This is a genomic window from Urbifossiella limnaea (assembly GCF_007747215.1).
Classification (GTDB): domain Bacteria; phylum Planctomycetota; class Planctomycetia; order Gemmatales; family Gemmataceae; genus Urbifossiella; species Urbifossiella limnaea.
Window position 1 is genome coordinate 6877311 of the sequence record NZ_CP036273.1, and the last position, 16527, is coordinate 6893837.

At 72.8% G+C, this 16527-nt stretch carries 11 protein-coding genes and 1 pseudogene; 8 read left to right on the plus strand and 4 right to left on the minus strand.

What is annotated here, in order from left to right:
* Window positions 1–2: 2 nt before the first annotated feature.
* Both ETAA1_RS27945 and ETAA1_RS27950 read left to right on the plus strand, forming a co-directional pair.
* Entirely contained in the window at window positions 3–1709 is a 1707-nt protein-coding gene (locus ETAA1_RS27945) for an efflux RND transporter periplasmic adaptor subunit (protein WP_145243912.1), read from the plus strand.
* Between the two features lie 72 nt (window positions 1710–1781).
* Complete coding sequence (locus ETAA1_RS27950; RefSeq protein ID WP_145243913.1) at window positions 1782–3428, plus strand: TolC family protein; 1647 nt, start codon at window positions 1782–1784, stop codon at window positions 3426–3428.
* 195 nt (window positions 3429–3623) lie between these two features.
* On the opposite strand, the gene ETAA1_RS27955 is transcribed toward ETAA1_RS27950, so the two are convergent.
* On the minus strand, window positions 3624–4523 hold the full coding sequence (locus tag ETAA1_RS27955) for an alpha/beta fold hydrolase (protein WP_145243914.1): 900 nt from the start codon (window positions 4521–4523) through the stop codon (window positions 3624–3626).
* A 260-nt stretch (window positions 4524–4783) separates the two neighbouring features.
* Between ETAA1_RS27955 and ETAA1_RS27960 the strand changes: the two genes are divergently transcribed.
* The 4 genes from ETAA1_RS27960 (at window position 4784) to ETAA1_RS27980 (ending at window position 9951) form a co-directional block, all read left to right on the plus strand.
* Window positions 4784–5722, plus strand: coding sequence for an alpha/beta hydrolase (locus tag ETAA1_RS27960; protein WP_145243915.1), 939 nt, complete (start codon window positions 4784–4786; stop codon window positions 5720–5722).
* Window positions 5723–5803: 81 nt separating this feature from the next.
* Window positions 5804–6445 (plus strand): hypothetical protein, encoded by a 642-nt coding sequence (locus ETAA1_RS27965; protein ID WP_145243916.1) that lies wholly within the window; start codon window positions 5804–5806, stop codon window positions 6443–6445.
* A 118-nt stretch (window positions 6446–6563) separates the two neighbouring features.
* Complete coding sequence (locus tag ETAA1_RS27975; protein ID WP_145243918.1) at window positions 6564–8510, plus strand: redoxin family protein; 1947 nt, start codon at window positions 6564–6566, stop codon at window positions 8508–8510.
* Window positions 8511–8631: 121 nt separating this feature from the next.
* Window positions 8632–9951: an acyltransferase family protein gene (locus ETAA1_RS27980; RefSeq protein WP_145243919.1), complete on the plus strand. Its 1320-nt coding sequence runs from the start codon at window positions 8632–8634 to the stop codon at window positions 9949–9951.
* Here ETAA1_RS27980 and ETAA1_RS27985 read toward each other — a convergent pair.
* The 3 genes and pseudogenes from ETAA1_RS27985 to ETAA1_RS33160 all read right to left on the minus strand — a co-directional run.
* A complete protein-coding gene (locus tag ETAA1_RS27985) occupies window positions 9913–12705 on the minus strand; it encodes a serine/threonine-protein kinase (protein ID WP_145243920.1) in 2793 nt (930 codons plus the stop codon). The genes ETAA1_RS27980 and ETAA1_RS27985 overlap by 39 nt on opposite strands.
* The gene (locus ETAA1_RS33155) at window positions 12695–13273 is read right to left on the minus strand and encodes an ECF-type sigma factor (RefSeq protein WP_145244790.1); all 579 of its coding nucleotides are present in this window, start codon (window positions 13271–13273) and stop codon (window positions 12695–12697) included. The genes ETAA1_RS27985 and ETAA1_RS33155 overlap by 11 nt, the downstream gene beginning before the upstream one ends.
* Before the next feature lie 126 nt (window positions 13274–13399).
* A pseudogene (locus ETAA1_RS33160) lies at window positions 13400–13897 on the minus strand (ECF-type sigma factor); the annotation flags it as partial.
* Window positions 13898–14040: 143 nt separating this feature from the next.
* On the opposite strand from ETAA1_RS33160, the gene ETAA1_RS28000 reads away from it, so the two are divergent.
* Window positions 14041–14508 (plus strand): MarR family winged helix-turn-helix transcriptional regulator, encoded by a 468-nt coding sequence (locus ETAA1_RS28000; protein WP_145243921.1) that lies wholly within the window; start codon window positions 14041–14043, stop codon window positions 14506–14508.
* Complete coding sequence (locus ETAA1_RS32485; RefSeq protein ID WP_202920466.1) at window positions 14505–16520, plus strand: alpha/beta hydrolase-fold protein; 2016 nt, start codon at window positions 14505–14507, stop codon at window positions 16518–16520. Before ETAA1_RS28000 ends, ETAA1_RS32485 begins: the two co-directional genes overlap by 4 nt.
* The last annotated feature ends 7 nt before the right edge of the window (window positions 16521–16527 follow it).

Genomic DNA, 16527 nt, shown 5'->3' on the forward strand with positions numbered 1-16527 from the left:
ACATGACCCCGACCGATTCGCCCAACGGGACCGACCGCGTGAGCTTCGACGTGCCGAGTCCGGCGCCGGCCCCAGCCGGCCCTGTCGAGTTGCACAGCCCGCACGGGCACGGGCACGGGCACGCGCACCCAGCTCAGCATGTGTCCGGCCGCACCCGCCGGCGGCTGGTCACCGCGCTCCTCGTGACCATCGGGCTGGGCGGGGCGCTGGCCGGCGGGGCGGTCCTCACCGGGTTCCTCCCCAACCCGGTCGTCGCCGGCGACCCGAAGGCCAGCGGGCACGGCGACCGGCCGGCCGCCGGGCCGCGGTCGGTGAAGGTCGTCCGCCCGAAGCGGGACCCGGGCTTCCGCATCACGACGCAGCAGTTCGCCACGGTCGAGCCGTACTACCTGGCCGGCCTGCGAACCCGGGTATCCGGTGAGGTCCGGTACGTCGCCAAGAACATCGGCGAGCCGGTCCGGGCGGGCGAGGTGCTGGTCGAGGTGGACGTGCCGGACTTGCGGCAGGCGGTCGAGCTGAAGGCCGCGGTGATCGACCAGCGGGAGCGCGAGGTGGCCGCCGCCGAGGGGGAGTTGAAGGTCGCACGGTCGGCCGTGGACGCGGCGAAAGTTTCCGTCCGGCAGAAGCAGGTGGACGTCGCCCGCGCGCATGACCTGCGGGCGGCCCGGAAGACCGACTTCGACCAGGTGGCCGAACTGTTCGCCCGGAACTCGGTGGTCAAGGCCCGGGTCGATTCCGTCGAGCTCGACTACCACGCCGCCGAGCGGGCGGTCGAGGCCGCCGAGGCGGATGTCGAGAAGGCGAAGGTGGACGTGTCGGGGAAGGCCGCGAGTCTCGAGAAGGCGGCGGCGGACGTGGACCTGAAGCGGTCGCTTGTCGATGTCGCCCGGAAGGACCGAGACGCGGCCGCCATCCAACTCGGGTACGCGCGCCTCCACGCCCCGTTCGACGGCGTGATCGTGGCCCGCACCGCCGACCCCGGGAAGTACGTCTCCGGCGGGAGCGAGCCGCTCATGACCGTGGCCCGGACGGACCTGGTGACGGTGGTCATGAAGCTCCCGGACAATTCCGCCCCTTACGTGTCGAACAACACGCAAGCGCTGGTCGAGTTTACCCAGCTTCCGGGGGTGACGGCCCGCGGGTCCGTCACCCGGTTCAGCCCGTTCATCGACCCGGCCGATAAGACCATGCGCGTCGAAGTTGACGTGTTCAACGCTTCCCCGGCCGAGGTTCAAACGGCCCGGACCCGGGCGGCGGTCGGCCCCGGTCTCGCCCTGATGGTCCCGTTCGACCGGATGGCCGGGCTCGCCGCGGCGGGGGGGCAGCCCCGGCGGGTGGGCTGGCAGCCGGGCGACGCCGTCGTGCCGGACTGGGGGCCGGACGGCCGCTACACGCGGCTCGTGCCGGGGATGACGGCGACCGTTCGGCTCGACCTCGAGAACTTCGCCGACGCCTTCCTCCTCCCGTCCGGCGCCGTCTACGGGAAGGCCGGGCAATCGTACATCCTGGTCGTCGAGGACGGGGTGACGAAGGGCGTGCCGGTCGCGGTGCAGGTGAACGACGGCACGCTCGTCAAGGTGGCCGCGGTGACCCCGGCCGGCGGCCGGCAGGTGACGCGGGAGTTGACGGGCACCGAGGTCATCGTCGTCGCCCGCCAGCTCGAAGTCGGCGAGGGCACCCGGGTCGCCCCGGTGTTCGAGAACTGGTGACGCGCCCGTGCGGGGTCCCGGCAGGAGGCCGGGACCCGCGGGCGAGACGGGGTTCCACGCACGGAGGCGGTGATGACGCGGTTCTGGTCTGGCACCTCGTTGCTCGTGGCCCTGCTCGTCACCCCGGTCGTCGCGCAGCAGCCGCGGGGTTCCGGGGGGCCGTATCCCGCACCGAGGCCGGGAACCACATCGCCGCCGCGGTACTACCCCCCGGCGGTCCGCCAGGCGAGCCAGGCGGAGGCTCCGGCCCAAGCCGCCCAGAACCCGCCCGCCGCGAAAGCGCCGCCTCAACCCGCCGCGCCGGCCGCCGCCCCCGCGCCCCCCGTCGCGCCGCGGCTGTACCCCCCGGCCCAGCCCGCCTCCTACCCGATCGACCTGGCGACCGCGCTGCGACTGGCGGACGCCGACAACCCGACTGCGGCCGTCGCCCGCGCGCGAGTCCAGGAGGCGATCGCCAACTACGACCGCGCGCGGGTGGCGTGGGTGCCGAACCTCGTGTTCGGGCCGACGTTCTTCTACCACGACGGGATCGACCAGAACCGCCGGGGCGAGACGTTTTCCGTCGCCCGGGGGAACTTCGCGGTCCTCGGCGGGCCGCAACTGCGGGTGGATGTGGGCGACGCCCTCTACCTCCCACTCGTCGCCCGCCGCGTGGTGCAGGCGACCGAGTCGCGTTCCCGGGCGGTGGCGAACAACGTCCAGCTGGAGGTCGCCCTGACCTACCTCGACGTACTCGAACTCCACGCCCTCCTGGCGGTCAACGCCGACACCCTGAACAAGACGGAGCAGGCCCTCCAGGCGGCCGAGGCGTTCGCCAAGGCGGGGACCGGGAAGACGGCGGCGGACGTGAACCGGGCGGCGACCGAGGTGGACCTCCGGCGGCAGGAGCGGATCGTCATCCGCGGCCGGGCGGCGGCGGCCGCCGCCCGCCTCGCGGGGCTGCTCACCCTCGACCCGGCGGTCAAACTGGTGCCGGCCGAGCTTGCGGTGGTCCCCGTCGTCCTCGTCCCGGGTGAGTACACCCTGGACCAGCTCATTGCCACCGGGCTCCTGGCCCGGCCCGAGGTGGCCGCCGCCGGCGCGGAGGTGCAAGCGGCCGAGGCTCTGGTCCGGCAAGCGAAGACGGCGCCGTTCCTACCGCGGGTTCAGGGGGAGTTCATCGGCGGCGGGTTCAAGGGCGGCCGAGATGATGCGTTCGGCCCGATGCGCGGGCAATACAACGCCGGCGCCGCCCTGGTGTGGGAGCTGGACAACTTCGGGCTCGGGAACGCCGCCACGACCCGGGCGCGGCAGGCGTCCTACGCCGCCGCCCTCCAGCGGGTGCGGGAGGTGCAGGCGCGGGTGTCGGCCGAGGTCGGCGAGGCGGCCGAGCTCGCGGCGGCGCGGTTCGAGACGCTGGGCTCCGCCCAGGAAGCGGTGCGGCAGGCCCAGGAGATGTACCGGAAGTTTCGGGACGTGTCGTTCGGGGTGCCCGGCCCGAAGGGGCAGCTCCAGTTCGACGCGCTGGAGGTGCTGACGGCGGTCCAGTCGCTCAACCAGGCCCGCGTGCAGTACCTGCAGCAGGTGGTCGAGTTCAACCGGCAGCAGTTCCGGCTGTACACCGCGATCGGCCAGCCCGCGACGTGCGGGTTGGAGTCCGCCGCCCCGCAGTCCCTCGACGTGCCGGTCGTCCCGAGCGCCCCGGCGGTCGCTCGACCGCCGGGGGCAGGCCGTCCGTAACCCTCCTGGTCGCACCCGGGTTGGCTACCGGGGGCGAGCCGGAAGGCGATCCTCGCCGGGTGAAGTTCCTGGGGCGACGCTCGGGCGACGGCACCTTGAGGCGCCCGGCCTGCGTCGCGGGGGTCGTGCGGAGAGGCTGCCCGACCCATCCCGCGGCGTCATCGACCGCTCGCCTCCCTCCTGTACTGAGAGTCGTCAATCCGGCCGCAACCAGCGCAGCATCGCCTTGTTAACTGCCTCCGGTGCATCGCGGTGGACGAAGTGGCCTGCTTTCGGCACCGTGACGAGCGTCAGGTCCTTCTCCACCCACTTCCAGTTGTCGTTGAGCGCGCCGGGCAGCAGGTACTGGTCGTCTAGCCCGTGGATCATCAGCACCGGGCACTTCACCTTCAGGAACAACCCGTTGTCCCTGTAGGGCTCACGCGGGTAGTTGGCCTTGTAGTAGTTCAGCATCCCCTCCATCGAGGAGCGGTCGAGCGCTTCGACGTAGCGCTCTCGCGCTTCCGGTTCCTTGACCCACTTGGCGAGGTCGTTCGCCGTTATCCTCTTGTGAGAATCGGGCTCCTGAAAGCCGCGGGCGTAGGCACTGGCCTTCTGCTGCTCCGGGTTGTTCGCCAGCTCGCGCATCACCCCCTTGGGGTGCGGCATGTTCAGGACGACCAGGCGGTCGGTCAGGTCGGGGCGGAGCATGGCGAAGGACCAGGCGACGAAGCCGCCCCAGTCGTGGCCGACGATGACGGCCTTGTCGCACTTGAAGTGCTTGACCACCGCCGCGACATCCCCGACGAGCTTCCCGACACCGTAGCTCTCGACGCCCTTCGGCTGGTCACTCTTGTTGTACCCGCGCTGGTCGATCGCCACGACCTGGTAGTGCTTCGCCAGGACCGGCATCTGGTCGCGCCAGGTGTACCAGTAGTCGGGGAAGCCGTGCACCAGTACCACCAGCGGCCCCTTGCCGGTGGTGACGTAGTGGATCTTCACGCCGTCAGAATCGACGTAGCCGTCCTGCCCCAGTTCCTGTGCCGGAGCCGGAGCCGACCACACACCAGACAACACGGCCACCAACCCACAGACGCCGATCGCACGTCGCTTCACGGAACTACCCTCTACGCCGGGTTCGGGGACCACACCCCGGTCACTCGCCGCCGCGGCCGATTGCCCCTCAACGAATCTGAAAAATGTCGAGCCACTTCCGCGGGCGGGAGGTGGGGATCGTTCGGGTGGCGGGCCGAGTATACACCGCCGTGGTGAGCAGAAGACGGCTCGGAGGGGAAAAGCGGGAAATCGGTGAGGGGTCCGGCGCGAGCACAGCGAGGTTCTGGACGTTGGAACCTGCCACCCCTGCCGGAGCTGCCATGAACCTCTCGCCCGCCACGGCCCGTCACGCCGTGTTGGCCGCGGTCACCCTCCTCGCACTCGCCGACACGGCACCCGCCCAGTCCGCTACCGCCACGAAGCAAGCGCCGACCTACACCCGGACGGAAGATGTCGTGTACGGGCGCCGGGACGGGCTGGCCCTGACGATGGACGTGTTCGCCCCGACGAAGTCGAACGGGGCCGGCGTCGTCGTCTTCGTGTCCGCCGAGTACCGCTCCGACCGCCACCTGCTCGCGCTGCTCCACCCGCTGGCCACGACGCCGTTCCTGGACCGGGGGTACACGGTGTTCGCGGTCATGCACGGGAGCCAGCCCAAGTACACGGTGCCCGAGGTCGTCGAGGACGCCCACCGCGCCGTCCGGTTCGTCCGGCACCACGCGAAGAAGTACGGTGTCGACCCGGAGAAACTCGGGGCCACCGGCGGGTCGGCGGGCGGGCACCTGTCACTGATGGTCGGGTGCGCCGGCCGGCCGGGCGACCCGAACGCATTAGACCCTGTCGAACGGCAGTCGTCGAAGGTGGCGGCGGTCGCGTGCTTCTTCCCGCCGACCGACTTCCTGGCGCTCGAGGGGTCGTGCACGAAGGAGCAGGCCGCCCCGTTTGATTTCCGCGAGCTGGACGCGGCCACCGGGAAGTTCGTGGCCGTGACGCCCGAGCGCCGGCGTGAGATCGGCCGGGAGGTGTCCGCGCTGACCCACGCCGCCAGGGGCGCGGCACCGACGCTGATCATTCACGGGGACAAGGACAAGCTGGTGCCCTTGACCCAGTCCGAGGCCATGGTCGCCAGGCTCAAGGACTGCGGCGTGACGTGCGAACTGGTTGTGCGGGCCGGCCGGGCGCACTTCGGGCCGTGGGTGGCCGGGGATGTCCCGACCCTCGCCGGCTGGTTCGACGCTCACCTCCTCGGCAAGCCGTGATCCGATCCCCGCCGGCCCGCGACGGGCTGGCAGCCCCGTTCACCCGAGTGGGATCTTCCTACACCCCGACCGGAGGCTGTGATGTCGCCCCGAAGCTCCCTGTCCGTTCTGACCGCGGCGGTCCTGGCGTGGTGTGCCGCGGTCGGGTTCGCCCAGCCCGTCCCCCTCCCTCAACCCCGGCCGGGCGGGGGCGAAACGCCGCAGCCTGCCGGCGGGCAGCCGGCGCCGTTCCTCCCCTGGGAGGATAAGGCGTTTACCGCGTTCCCCAACCTCGCGCCGCCGCCCGGTGACAAGCGGGCCGGCCCCCGAGGGCATCTCCATCCGGCGATGGAGCGGCTCTGGAAGCTCGCTGTCGCCGAGGTCCCGGCCGACGCCTCGCCGCTGCGCAAGATCCAGCTCGCTCAAGTGCGGGAAGGCTTCTCGTACCTGACGCGCGTGCGAATGCGGATCGAGCTCGGGATGTTCCGGTCGGAGGAGTACATGCTCTACCTGGAGATGCAGCGGAGCGTCTTCCGGCTGGCCGGGGAGTTGGCCGCCACCCCGACCGGGAAGGTGATGTGGTACGAGGACGCCGTCCGGGCCGCGTGGGAGGTCGAGCGGTTCACGGCGGCCCGCATCGGGAACATCGACCCGCCCCAGCAACTCAACCAGGCCCGGTTCTGGCGGCTCGGCGCGGAGGCCGACCTGGTCCGCGCCGTGGAGGCCGCCAAGGGCAACCGGTGACCGCCACGTCGACCGTTGTCGTGGAAGGAATCGGACGCGCGAAAGAAATCGCGCGGGGTTCCGCTGACGGTTCACGAGGATAAGGTGACGCCCCCCGCCCGCCCAACCCGGAGAGCCCATGCGTCGTTCCGTCCCGGCCGTGCTGACCGCCGCCGTCGCCGCGGTCCTGCTCCGCCCACTCCTCCCGGCAGCTGGGGACGAGCCGGCCGGCGCCGTCGGCCTACCCGTGCGGCCCGTCACAGTCCACCACCCGGACGGCGGGTCGGCCACGCTGCCGGATCAGTTCAAGGGGGCGAAGGCCGTCGTCGTCGTGTTCCTGTCGTTCGACTGCCCGGTGTCCAACAGCTACACCGCCCCACTCGGCGAGCTGGCGAAGCGCTACGCCGACAAGGGCGTCGCGGTGGTCGGGGTGTGCCCCGGGGAGGGGCCGGCGGAGGTAAAGCGGCAGGCGGCGGCGTTCGCGGCCGGGTTCCCGGTCTTCGCCGACCCGGACCAGAAGGCCGTCCGCGCGTTCGCCGCCACCCGCGTCCCGGAGGCGTTCGTCCTCGACGCCGGCGGCGTGGTCCGCTACCGCGGCCGGGTCGACGACCGCTGGCTGTCCCCCGGCAAGGCGAACCCCCGCCCTGCCCGCCCGGACCTGCAGAGCGCGCTCGACGAGGTGCTCGCCGGCCGGCCCGTCACCGTGGCGACCACCCGGCCGGTCGGGTGCCCGGTCGGGGTGGAGGCGAAGGCACCGGCGACCGGCGGGCCGGCAAACGTGACGTACTACAAGGACGTGCTGCCGGTGCTCCAGGCCCACTGCCAGGAGTGCCACCGGCCGGGTGAGGTCGGGCCGTTCAGCCTGACGACGTACCGGCAGGCCGTGCGGTGGGCCGACCTGATCAAGGAGTACACGGCCGACGGCCGGATGCCGCCGTGGAAGCCGGTCGGCGGGCCGGGCTACCGGCACGAGCGGAAGCTGCCGCCCGGCGCGGCCGCGACTCTGGCCGCGTGGGCCGACGGCGGCCGCGCCGAGGGCGACCCGAAGGACGCCCCGCCGCCGCGGCAGTTCACCGGCGCCGGCGGCTGGCAACTCGGCCCGCCCGACCTGGTGCTCGAGATGCCCGAGGAGTTCCGCCTCGGCCCGACCGGCCCGGACCACTTCCGCGCCGTCGTGATGCCCACCGGCCTCACCGAGGACAAGATGATCGTCGCCTACGAGGTGAAGCCCGGGAACCCGAAGGTCGTCCACCACACGATCAACTACTTCGACGCCACCGGCACGGCGCGCGGGCTGGAGGAGAAGGAGCGGAAGCGGAAGAAGGAGCCGACCGAGCCGGACTCGGGGCCGGGGTACACGTCGGCGATGGGGATCGGGTTCACGCCGCTGAACCCGGCGGCGGTCGGCGGGATCGGCGGGTGGACGCCCGGCCTTCGCGGGTTCACCCTGCCGGCCGGCACCGGCTACTTCCTCCCGAAGGGCGCCGACGTGGTGGTGCAGATGCACTACCACCGCACCGGCCGGACGGAGACGGACCGCACCCGGATCGGGTTCTACTTCGCGAAGGACGCCAAGGCGCTCAAGCCGCTGCGGCTACTGGTAGTGCCCGGGATGGTGGCGCCCGGCGACGGGTTCAAGCGGTTCGAGACGATCCCGGCCGGCCGGCCGGCCCACGTCGTCCGCGGCCGGGTGGTGACCGAGGAGGACTGCACGATCCACTCGGTCCTGCCGCACATGCATATGCTCGGCAAGTGGGTGAAGGTGACGATGACGCCGCCGGGCGGGGCCGAGCGGGTGCTCGTGGACATCCGCGACTGGGACTACAACTGGCAGGAGAGCTACTTCTTCCGCGAGCCGATCGCGGCGCCGGCGGGGACGCGGTTCGAGGTGGCGGCGGCGTTCGACAACTCGGCGGCGAACCCGAACAACCCGTTCAGCCCGCCGCGGGACGTGCGGCGCGGCGACCAGACGACCGACGAGATGCTGTTCGGGTTCATCCGCGCCACCTCCGACCGGCCGGGGCCGACGATCCGCGTGCGCTTCCTGACCGAGCCGGCCGACTACGCCCCGCCCGCCGGGCGGTGACGGCGGCCGACCGACACCGTTCCGACCGGCGGGGAGGGTTGTCGTAACCCTCACCCGCCAGGCCCGGGGCGCAAACGTACTCCGCACGACCACCACCCGACCCCCGCCCCGGAGCCCGCCCATGGCCGCCGCGCCGGACCGCTACCACGCCCTCGACAGCCTCCGGGCGTTCGCCATGTTCCTCGGCATCGCCCTCCACGCGGGGCTGTCGTTCCTCGAACAACCGCCGGCGTTCTGGCCGGTCCGCGACGACCGCCCGATCCCGCTGTCCGACGTACTCCTTTACGCCGTCCACGACTTCCGGATGCAGTTGTTCTTCCTGCTCGCCGGGTTCTTCGGCTGCCTCCTGCGCCAGCGGTACGGCGCCGCCGGAATGGCCCGCCACCGGCTGAAGCGCGTCGCGCTGCCGTTCGCCCTCGGGGTCGTGTTCATCGCCCCCACGGTCCTCGCGGCGCTGCTGTACGCGGAGGTCGGCAACGTCCACTCGGAGCCGGTCCGCGGGGAGGCGTCCCCGGCCCGGGCCTTCGCCGCGTCCCTGGTCGCCGACCACCCGGAGGCGTCCGACGCCGGGGTGGTCGGCGACGTTTTCCTCTCCGGGGCGTTCGTCGCCGGGGTCCGCCCCTTCCACCTGTGGTTCCTGTACTTCCTGCTGTACTTCTATGTCGCTGCGCTGCTCCTCGACCGCCCGCTCCGGTGGTTCGCAGGCACCCGGGCTGCCGCCGCGTGCGACTCCGCGTTCCGCCTCGTCGTCGGGGGGTGGCTGCGCGTGCCGGTGCTCTCCCTGCTGACCGTCCCGCTGCTCCTGCCGATGCGGACCTGGTCCGTGGACACGCCGGCCGGGTGGGAGCCGGAGCTTCGACTGCTCGCCTACTACGGCGGGTTCTTCGCCGTCGGCTGGGCGCTGTACCGCCACCGCGACCTGGTCCCGGCGTTCGGCCGGCGCTGGGCGGCGCACCTCGTCGTCGCGAACGTCGTGGTGATGCCGGTGATGGCGGGGCTGGTCATCACCGGCGCCGGGGCCGAGCGGTCCGGCGCGGACGTGACCGCCCTCTGGGTCGGGGCGTGCGCCGCGATGGCGGCGTACACCTGGCTCATGGTCTGCGGCCTGTGGGGCGGATTCCTCCGGTGGTTCGCCCGCGAGACGGCCTGGAGCCGCTACCTGGCCGACGCCTCGTACTGGTGCTACCTGGCGAGCATCACGCCGATCGTGCTGCTTCAGTTCTGGGTCCGCGACTGGCAGGTCCCCGGCCTCGTCAAGTTCACGCTGCTGACCGCCGTCACGACGGCCGGACTGCTGGCGAGCTACCAGTGGGGGGTACGGTACACGCTGATCGGGGCGATCCTCAACGGCCGCAAGCACCGCAGTCAACGGGCGCCGGGGGAGAGGCGGCCTGACCGCGCGTCAGAACTCGTCCGGGATGATTCGCTGGCCGCCGAGTGAGACGACGAACCCGTACACGGCGAGGCCGACCAGGACGACGGCGGTGGCGACCGTGGTCCCCGCGTACCACCCCTGCGGGGTCAGGGTCAGTGGCGCGATGTGGAGCACGGTCGAAGTGAACATCGACGCCAGGGCCGCGAGCCAGCCGAACCGGACGGCGGCGGCCGTCAACACGGCCGCCCCAGCCGCGATCGCCGCCAACGTCACCGGCGACTCCCTCGGGAGCGTGGCTTGCGGCTCGAGGGTGGCTGGGACGGCGAGCAGGGCGATGGCGGCGACCGCGGCCCAGTCCCGCCGCAGCAGCACGCCGAACAGGAGCAGCAGGACGAACACCGTCGCCGTCCGGATCAGCGCCACCGACAGGACCGACAGGAAGAAGCCCGGGGACACGTCCGGGGGGAGCGGACTGTAGAGGGGGGAGATCAGGTAGTACGTGCCGAGGGCGGCGGCCGCCAACTTCGGCGGGACGGCCGCGACGGTGCCGACCACCACCCCGAGGAGCACGTCGCGGCCGACCAGCGGGTCGGCCGGGCGGCCGGCCAGGAGCCGGTTCCACGAGGCCAGCCGCTCCGGCCACCGCCGCCGCATCGCCGGCTCCACCGCCAGGTAACACACGGCCAGCAGCACCGCCCAAAACACCGCGACCCCGAGGGCGGTCATCACCGCCACGCGCTCGGCCTGGAGCGACGTCGTGTGCGGGCTGGTAGAAACCCAGCCCACGAGCGTGACGGCGGCGTACCCGCCGCACACCAGGGCCGCCCCGCGGAGGTCCGCCCGGCCGAGCCGCCAGTTACGCACAGCGAGCGGGACGGCGGCGAGCGTGGCCAGTATTACGACTACCACCGCCAGGCTGGCCACCATGTTACGCTTCCCTTGCGCCGCGACGTTCTGCCCCTCCACCCGGTCCTTCGGCGGCCCGCCGCCCGCGGTCGGTTCCCACACCCGGAAGTAGACCGGGCGTCCGTCGCACACCGCGAAGTCGGCCCGCAGGCCGGCGTCGGACGCCGCCAGCCCCCACGCGTCGTCAGAGTCGCACGGCGGCCGGCGGGACAGCAGGGCCGGCGCGAAACGGGCACGGTCGAGGCCGGCCTCGGCCAGCAGCTTGCCCTCCCAGTGTTCTCGCGTCGCGGGCGCCAGGTGTGCCGAGGGCTCCCGACCGGGAACGGCGTGGTACTCGATGAGCCGGCCCTTCGGGTCGAGCAAGACCGAAACCATCCCGGGCGTCGTCAGCGGCGGGTCAGCCGCGTTCACCTGCGCGGCGGGAACGTGGTGGATCGGGCTCGCCCGGTACCAGAAGTAGACCAGCGGGGAGCGACCATCCTGGTCGCGGTCCCACCCGGCGGGGGCGTGCCGGGCCACGTCGTGGACCCGCTCGAGATCCCAGTCGAACCCGGAGTCCTCGTCCACCGGCGGGGGCCGTTTGGTCGGGTCGAGATTGCCCGCGATGCCGGCCGCCGTGTCCCGCAGCGAGGCGCGGCTCTTGGCCGGAGGGAGCCGGCGGTAGGCCATGGTGTGGTCGGCCGCCCAGGCGTGGGCGAGGAGCCCGACCAGCGCCGCGACGAACAACCCGACGGCGACTGCCGGGCGAAGTCGGCCGGACCCACCGCGGTCGGCCGTCTTCCGTGGCGACAGCGGCGGCAGCGCGGCCTTCACCTCCGCGGCCAACGCCGGCCGGCGGTGCGGGTCCGCGGCCAGGCAGCGGACCACCACCGCGTCGAGCGCCGGGTCGAGTCCCGGGGCCAACGTTGACGGCCGCGGCGGGCCGGCCGCGTACTGGCGGGCCAGGTCGGCCCTGGTGGTGCCGGGGAACGGCCGCTCGCCGGTCGCCAGCTCGAACAGGATCAGTCCCAGTGCGAACAGGTCGGACCGGGCCGACACCCCAACCGCCGCCAACTGCTCCGGGGCCATGTACGCGACCGTCCCGGCCCCGGCCTCGTCGGCCCCCACGTCGGCCGCGGCCGCGGCCAGCCCGAAGTCGGCGAGGAGCAGCCGGCCGTCGGCGTCGATCAGCACGTTGGCCGGCTTCAAGTCGCGGTGCAGCAGACCGCGGTCGTGAACCGCGGCCAGGCCGTCGCACAGTTGGCGGGCGTAGTTCGTCACCTGCTCCGGGTCGAACCGGCGGACCAACCGGCGGAGGTCCGCGAGGCTCCGCCCGTCGACGTACTCCATTACCAGGAACGGCTGGCCGGCGGCGTCCCCGAGGTCGTGGACCCGGCAGACGTTCTCGTGGGTCACCCGCCGGGCGACGGCCACCTCCTGCTTCAGCCGCGCCACCCACTCGGGGTCTGCCGTCCGGGCCGGCGGGAGGAACTTCAGTGCCACCGGCCCGCCGAGCTCCAGGTCGTCGGCCCGGTACACCTCGCCCATGCCGCCGGCCCCGACCCGGGCGACGATCCGGTACCGGCCGGCGACCACCTCTCCGGCCGCGAACCGACCGGGCGGCCGAGGCGGCTCGGGGGGCGGCGGCTCGAACGGGGTGGTGGCGGCGAACGCGGCGGCGACGGCACCGACGTACTCGGGGAAACGACCGGCGTAGTCGGCCGGCCTGGAGTCCTCGCCGCCGCGGCGGCGGTAGTGGACCTCCAGCCGCACCAGATCGGCGAACAGCCCCGCACGGTCGGCCTCGGGTGCGGCGGCGACCGCCTCCGCGAGCGACGGCCGGTTGCCGGCCAGCCAGGCCTTCTCGAAGCGGTCGCACGCGCGGTCGCGGCGGTGGGCGGCGGCCAGGGAGTCGGCCTCCGGGTCAGTCGCCATCGGCCACCCCAACGGACCAGGCTTTGCGGATCAGGGCCAGCTTCCGCTCGACCGTTCCCTCGGACCGGCCGAGGCGGGCGGCGATCTCGGCACTCGTATAGCCCTCCATCTTCCAGACCGCGACCTGCCGGAGAGTGTCGTCGCCGAGCCGGTCGAGGAGGTGGCGGCACTCGTCGGCAACGAGCGCGGCGAACTCCGGGCTCGGCCCGTCGGCGGCGACCACGCCGGGGTCCAGTTCCTGTGCCAGTCGGCCGCCGCCTCGCTTGAGCCGCCCCTCGCGGCGGGCGAGGTCGGCGGCCTTGCGCGCGCAGAGAACCAGGAGGACCTGCCACAGGTCGTCCCGGTCGTCGAGGCGGGGGAACCGCCCCGCCTCGGCCCCGCGGCAGAAGCTGTCGAACGCGGATAGTGCCACGTCCTCCTCGTCCGCGGCCCGCCGGGGGGCCTCGCGGAGGCGGCCCCGCGCGAGCCCGACGAGGCGTGCGAAATAGGTCGCGAACAGCGGGCCGGCCGCCTCCGGGTCACCGGCCCGGAGCCGGCCGATCCAGTGGGTCACGTCGTCGGCGGGCATGGGCGGCCCCGGCGGGAGGGTGCGGGTCGTCCCGGATGATACCAGATTGCGACTTTGATGTGACTTCCGTCGCCGCGCAGCGGGCGGACTTTCCGGGGGTAGTGGTGTGGTTGCAGCGCCGCCGTGGGTCGCGGCGCGCTTTCGCCGGGCGGCGTCGATGAGATTGTGACGCACGGCCTCGGCGGCTGCACCGCCGCCGCCGAAGACGCAGTGCCCGCGGTCGTCCCACCGGGCGTTGTCGCCCGGCCCGACGAGCCGGAGGTCGGCCTCGTGGACGAGGGCGGTGGCCTGGAGCGTCCTCCAAACCCCACCAATTCTTCCGCCGGCGGACACTTCGCGCGCCGCCGGGGTAGTTCTCGGGCAAGGGCAGCCGACGCGGCCGGCACCGCCCGAGGGCTTCACGTGGCCGATCACCTCATTCCCCTCCACCCGTCCGACATGACGCCCGGCGAGCGGGCCGTCGCGATCGCCGCGCTCCTCGCCGCCGGCCTCCTCCGTCACCTCGATCCGGTCGCCTTCCCACCCCCTTGTCAGTGCCACGAATTCGCAGAAACAAGTCAGCTGATTCGACGATGCCCGTGACACACGAGCCGTGGACGGCCGTCGCCCGAGAGCTTGTCCCATCGAGCGCCAGGTGCTGCACGCGGCAAGCGCGAAGCCCCACCCCTCGCGCACTCACCGTTTACTCACTTGCCTTCGGCCCACGTCGGCCGCGACAATCCCATCTCCGATCGTGCGTGTACGCACGAACCGCGCCGTGTCCGACCATGACCACCGGTCACGAACTCCCGATGGCCCTCCGGGCCGCGTACCTGGCCCTCCACCGCCGGTCCGAGGCCGCGTTCGCCCCGCTCGGCGTCACCGCCGACCAGTTCGTCCTCCTCGCCACCCTCGCCCGCGGCGGCCACGCCCTCACCCAGCGGCAACTCGCCCGCCGCATGGCCTCCGACCCCAGCACCGTGCGGGCCATGCTCGTCCTGCTGGAGCGCCGCGGGCTGGTCGGGCGGGACGCCCACCCGACCGACGCCCGCGCCCGCACGGTCGTGCTCACCGCCGCGGGGAAGCGGGCGTTCGCCCGACTCTGGGCGGCCGGCGAGCCGATCCGGGCCGGGATGCTCGCGGCGCTCACGCCGGGCGAGGCGGACGCCCTCGTCGGGCTCCTGGCCCGCGTCGCGGGGGCACTGACCCCCGAGGCCGACCGGGTTCCTCTCACCCCTTCCGAGGATGACGCATGAGTTACCGCACCGCGGGCCCGCTCGCGTGGGTCGTGCTGGCGGGCCTGGCCCTTCCGGCCCTGGGGCAGCAGCCCGCCCCGCCGGGGGCGCCCGGGCCGATCCCGGCGCCGCCGGCGGACTTCGACAAGAAGCGCGACGGCATCGAGCGCGGCCGGCTGGAGACGGTCGAGTACGACTCGGCGACCGTCGGGGTGAAGCGGAAGGCGACCGTGTACACGCCGCCGGGGTACACGAAGGACCGGAGGTACCCGGTCCTGTACCTGCTGCACGGCATCGGCGGCGACGAGAACGAGTGGCGCCGCGGCGGGGCGCCGGACGTGATCCTCGACAACCTCTACGCCGACGGGAAGGCCGCGCCCATGATCGTCGTCATGCCCAACGGGCGGGCGTCGAAGGACCTGACGGCGCGGGACCCGATCCCCAAGCAGTCGCCGGCGTTCGCCCTGTTCGAGAAGGAGCTCCTCGCCGACCTGATCCCGTTCGTCGAGAAGACCTACCCGGCGAAGTCCGACCGCGAGGCCCGCGCCATCGCCGGCCTGTCCATGGGCGGCGGCCAGTCGCTCAACTTCGGGCTCGGCAACCTCGACACCTTCGCCTGGGTCGGCGGGTTTTCGTCGGCCCCGAACACCCGGCCGGCCGCCGCCCTGGTCAAGGACCACGCCGAGGCGGCCCGGAAGCTGAAGCTCCTCTACGTCGCCTGCGGCGACAAGGACGGGCTGTTCCGCATCAGCGAGGGCGTCCACAAGATGCTCGACGAGAACAAGGTGCCGCACGTCTACCGCGTCATCCCCGGCGGCGGGCACGACTTCAAGGTGTGGCGGAGCGACCTGTACACCTTCGCCCGGCTCGTCTTCCGCGACCCGGCGCAGGACGGCAAGGCGCCCGCGAAGGCGGCCCCCGCCGGCGCCCCGGCCGACGACGGGAAGCCGGCGGCGACCACCGTCGGCCCCGCCGGCTACCCGCGGGTCCACGCCGACGGGCGGGTCACGTTCCGGCTGAAGGCGCCGGACGCCAGCAAGGTCCAGGTCTTCACGAACTACGGGCTGGGGGCCGGCGGACCGTGGGACATGACGAAGGGCGAAGGCGGGGTCTGGAGCCTGACGTCGCCGCCGGTCCTCCCGGGGCTCCACTACTACGAACTGATCGTGGACGGCGCCCGGGTCAACGACCCCGGGAGCGAGAGCTTCTTCGGCACCGGCAAGCCGACGAGCGCGGTCGAGGTCCCCGAGAAGGGCGTGGACTTCTACCACGCCAGGGACGTGCCCCACGGCGAAGTGCGCTCGCGGTGGTACCCGTCGAAGGTGACCGGGCAGACGCGGCACGTCGTGGTGTACACGCCCCCCGGCTACGACGCCGACACGCAGAAGCGCTACCCGGTGCTGTACCTCCAGCACGGCGGCGGCGAGGACGAGACCGGGTGGACCCGGCAGGGGAAGGCGAACTTCATCCTCGACAACCTGATCGCCGGGGGGAAGGCCGTGCCGATGATCGTGGTCATGGAGAAGGGGTACGCCGCGCGGGCGGGGGCCGCGGCCGAGCCGAAGGGGAAGGGGTTCAACTTCGGCGCCTTCGAGGACGTGGTCGTCAAGGAGTTGGTCCCGATGGTCGACGCGACCTACCGCACCGTCGCCGACCGCGACCACCGGGCCATCGCCGGGCTGTCGATGGGCGGGGCGCAGTCGATGCAGATTGGGCTGACGCACCTCGACACGTTCTCCGCCGTCGCGGCGTTCAGCGGGGCCGGCAAGGTCGATCCGAAGACGGGCTACGGCGGCGTGTTCGCCGACGCCGCGGCGTTCGACCAGAAGGTGAGCCTGCTGTACCTCCACTCGGGCACCAGCGGCCTCGACGCGGGGATCCACAAGGGCGCCAAGGCGCTCCACGACGGGCTCCAGCAGGCCGGGGCCAGGAACGTGGTGTTCCGCGACCTGCCGGGGCAGGGGCACGAGTGGCAGACGTGGCGGTACGCCCTGAACGACTTCGCCCCGCGGCTGTTCCGGCCGAAGAAGTGACCCGCCA

What these genes read in the sequence shown, in the direction of transcription:
- ETAA1_RS27945 (WP_145243912.1), top strand. Translation starts at nt 3, where the DNA reads ATGACCCCGACCGATTCGCCCAACGGGACCGACCGCGTGAGCTTCGAC.
- ETAA1_RS27950 (WP_145243913.1), top strand. Translation starts at nt 1,782, where the DNA reads ATGACGCGGTTCTGGTCTGGCACCTCGTTGCTCGTGGCCCTGCTCGTC.
- ETAA1_RS27960 (WP_145243915.1), top strand. Translation starts at nt 4,784, where the DNA reads ATGAACCTCTCGCCCGCCACGGCCCGTCACGCCGTGTTGGCCGCGGTC.
- ETAA1_RS27965 (WP_145243916.1), top strand. Translation starts at nt 5,804, where the DNA reads ATGTCGCCCCGAAGCTCCCTGTCCGTTCTGACCGCGGCGGTCCTGGCG.
- ETAA1_RS27975 (WP_145243918.1), top strand. Translation starts at nt 6,564, where the DNA reads ATGCGTCGTTCCGTCCCGGCCGTGCTGACCGCCGCCGTCGCCGCGGTC.
- ETAA1_RS27980 (WP_145243919.1), top strand. Translation starts at nt 8,632, where the DNA reads ATGGCCGCCGCGCCGGACCGCTACCACGCCCTCGACAGCCTCCGGGCG.
- ETAA1_RS27985 (WP_145243920.1), bottom strand. Translation starts at nt 12,705, where the DNA reads ATGGCGACTGACCCGGAGGCCGACTCCCTGGCCGCCGCCCACCGCCGC.
- ETAA1_RS33155 (WP_145244790.1), bottom strand. Translation starts at nt 13,273, where the DNA reads ATGCCCGCCGACGACGTGACCCACTGGATCGGCCGGCTCCGGGCCGGT.
- ETAA1_RS28000 (WP_145243921.1), top strand. Translation starts at nt 14,041, where the DNA reads ATGACCACCGGTCACGAACTCCCGATGGCCCTCCGGGCCGCGTACCTG.
- ETAA1_RS32485 (WP_202920466.1), top strand. Translation starts at nt 14,505, where the DNA reads ATGAGTTACCGCACCGCGGGCCCGCTCGCGTGGGTCGTGCTGGCGGGC.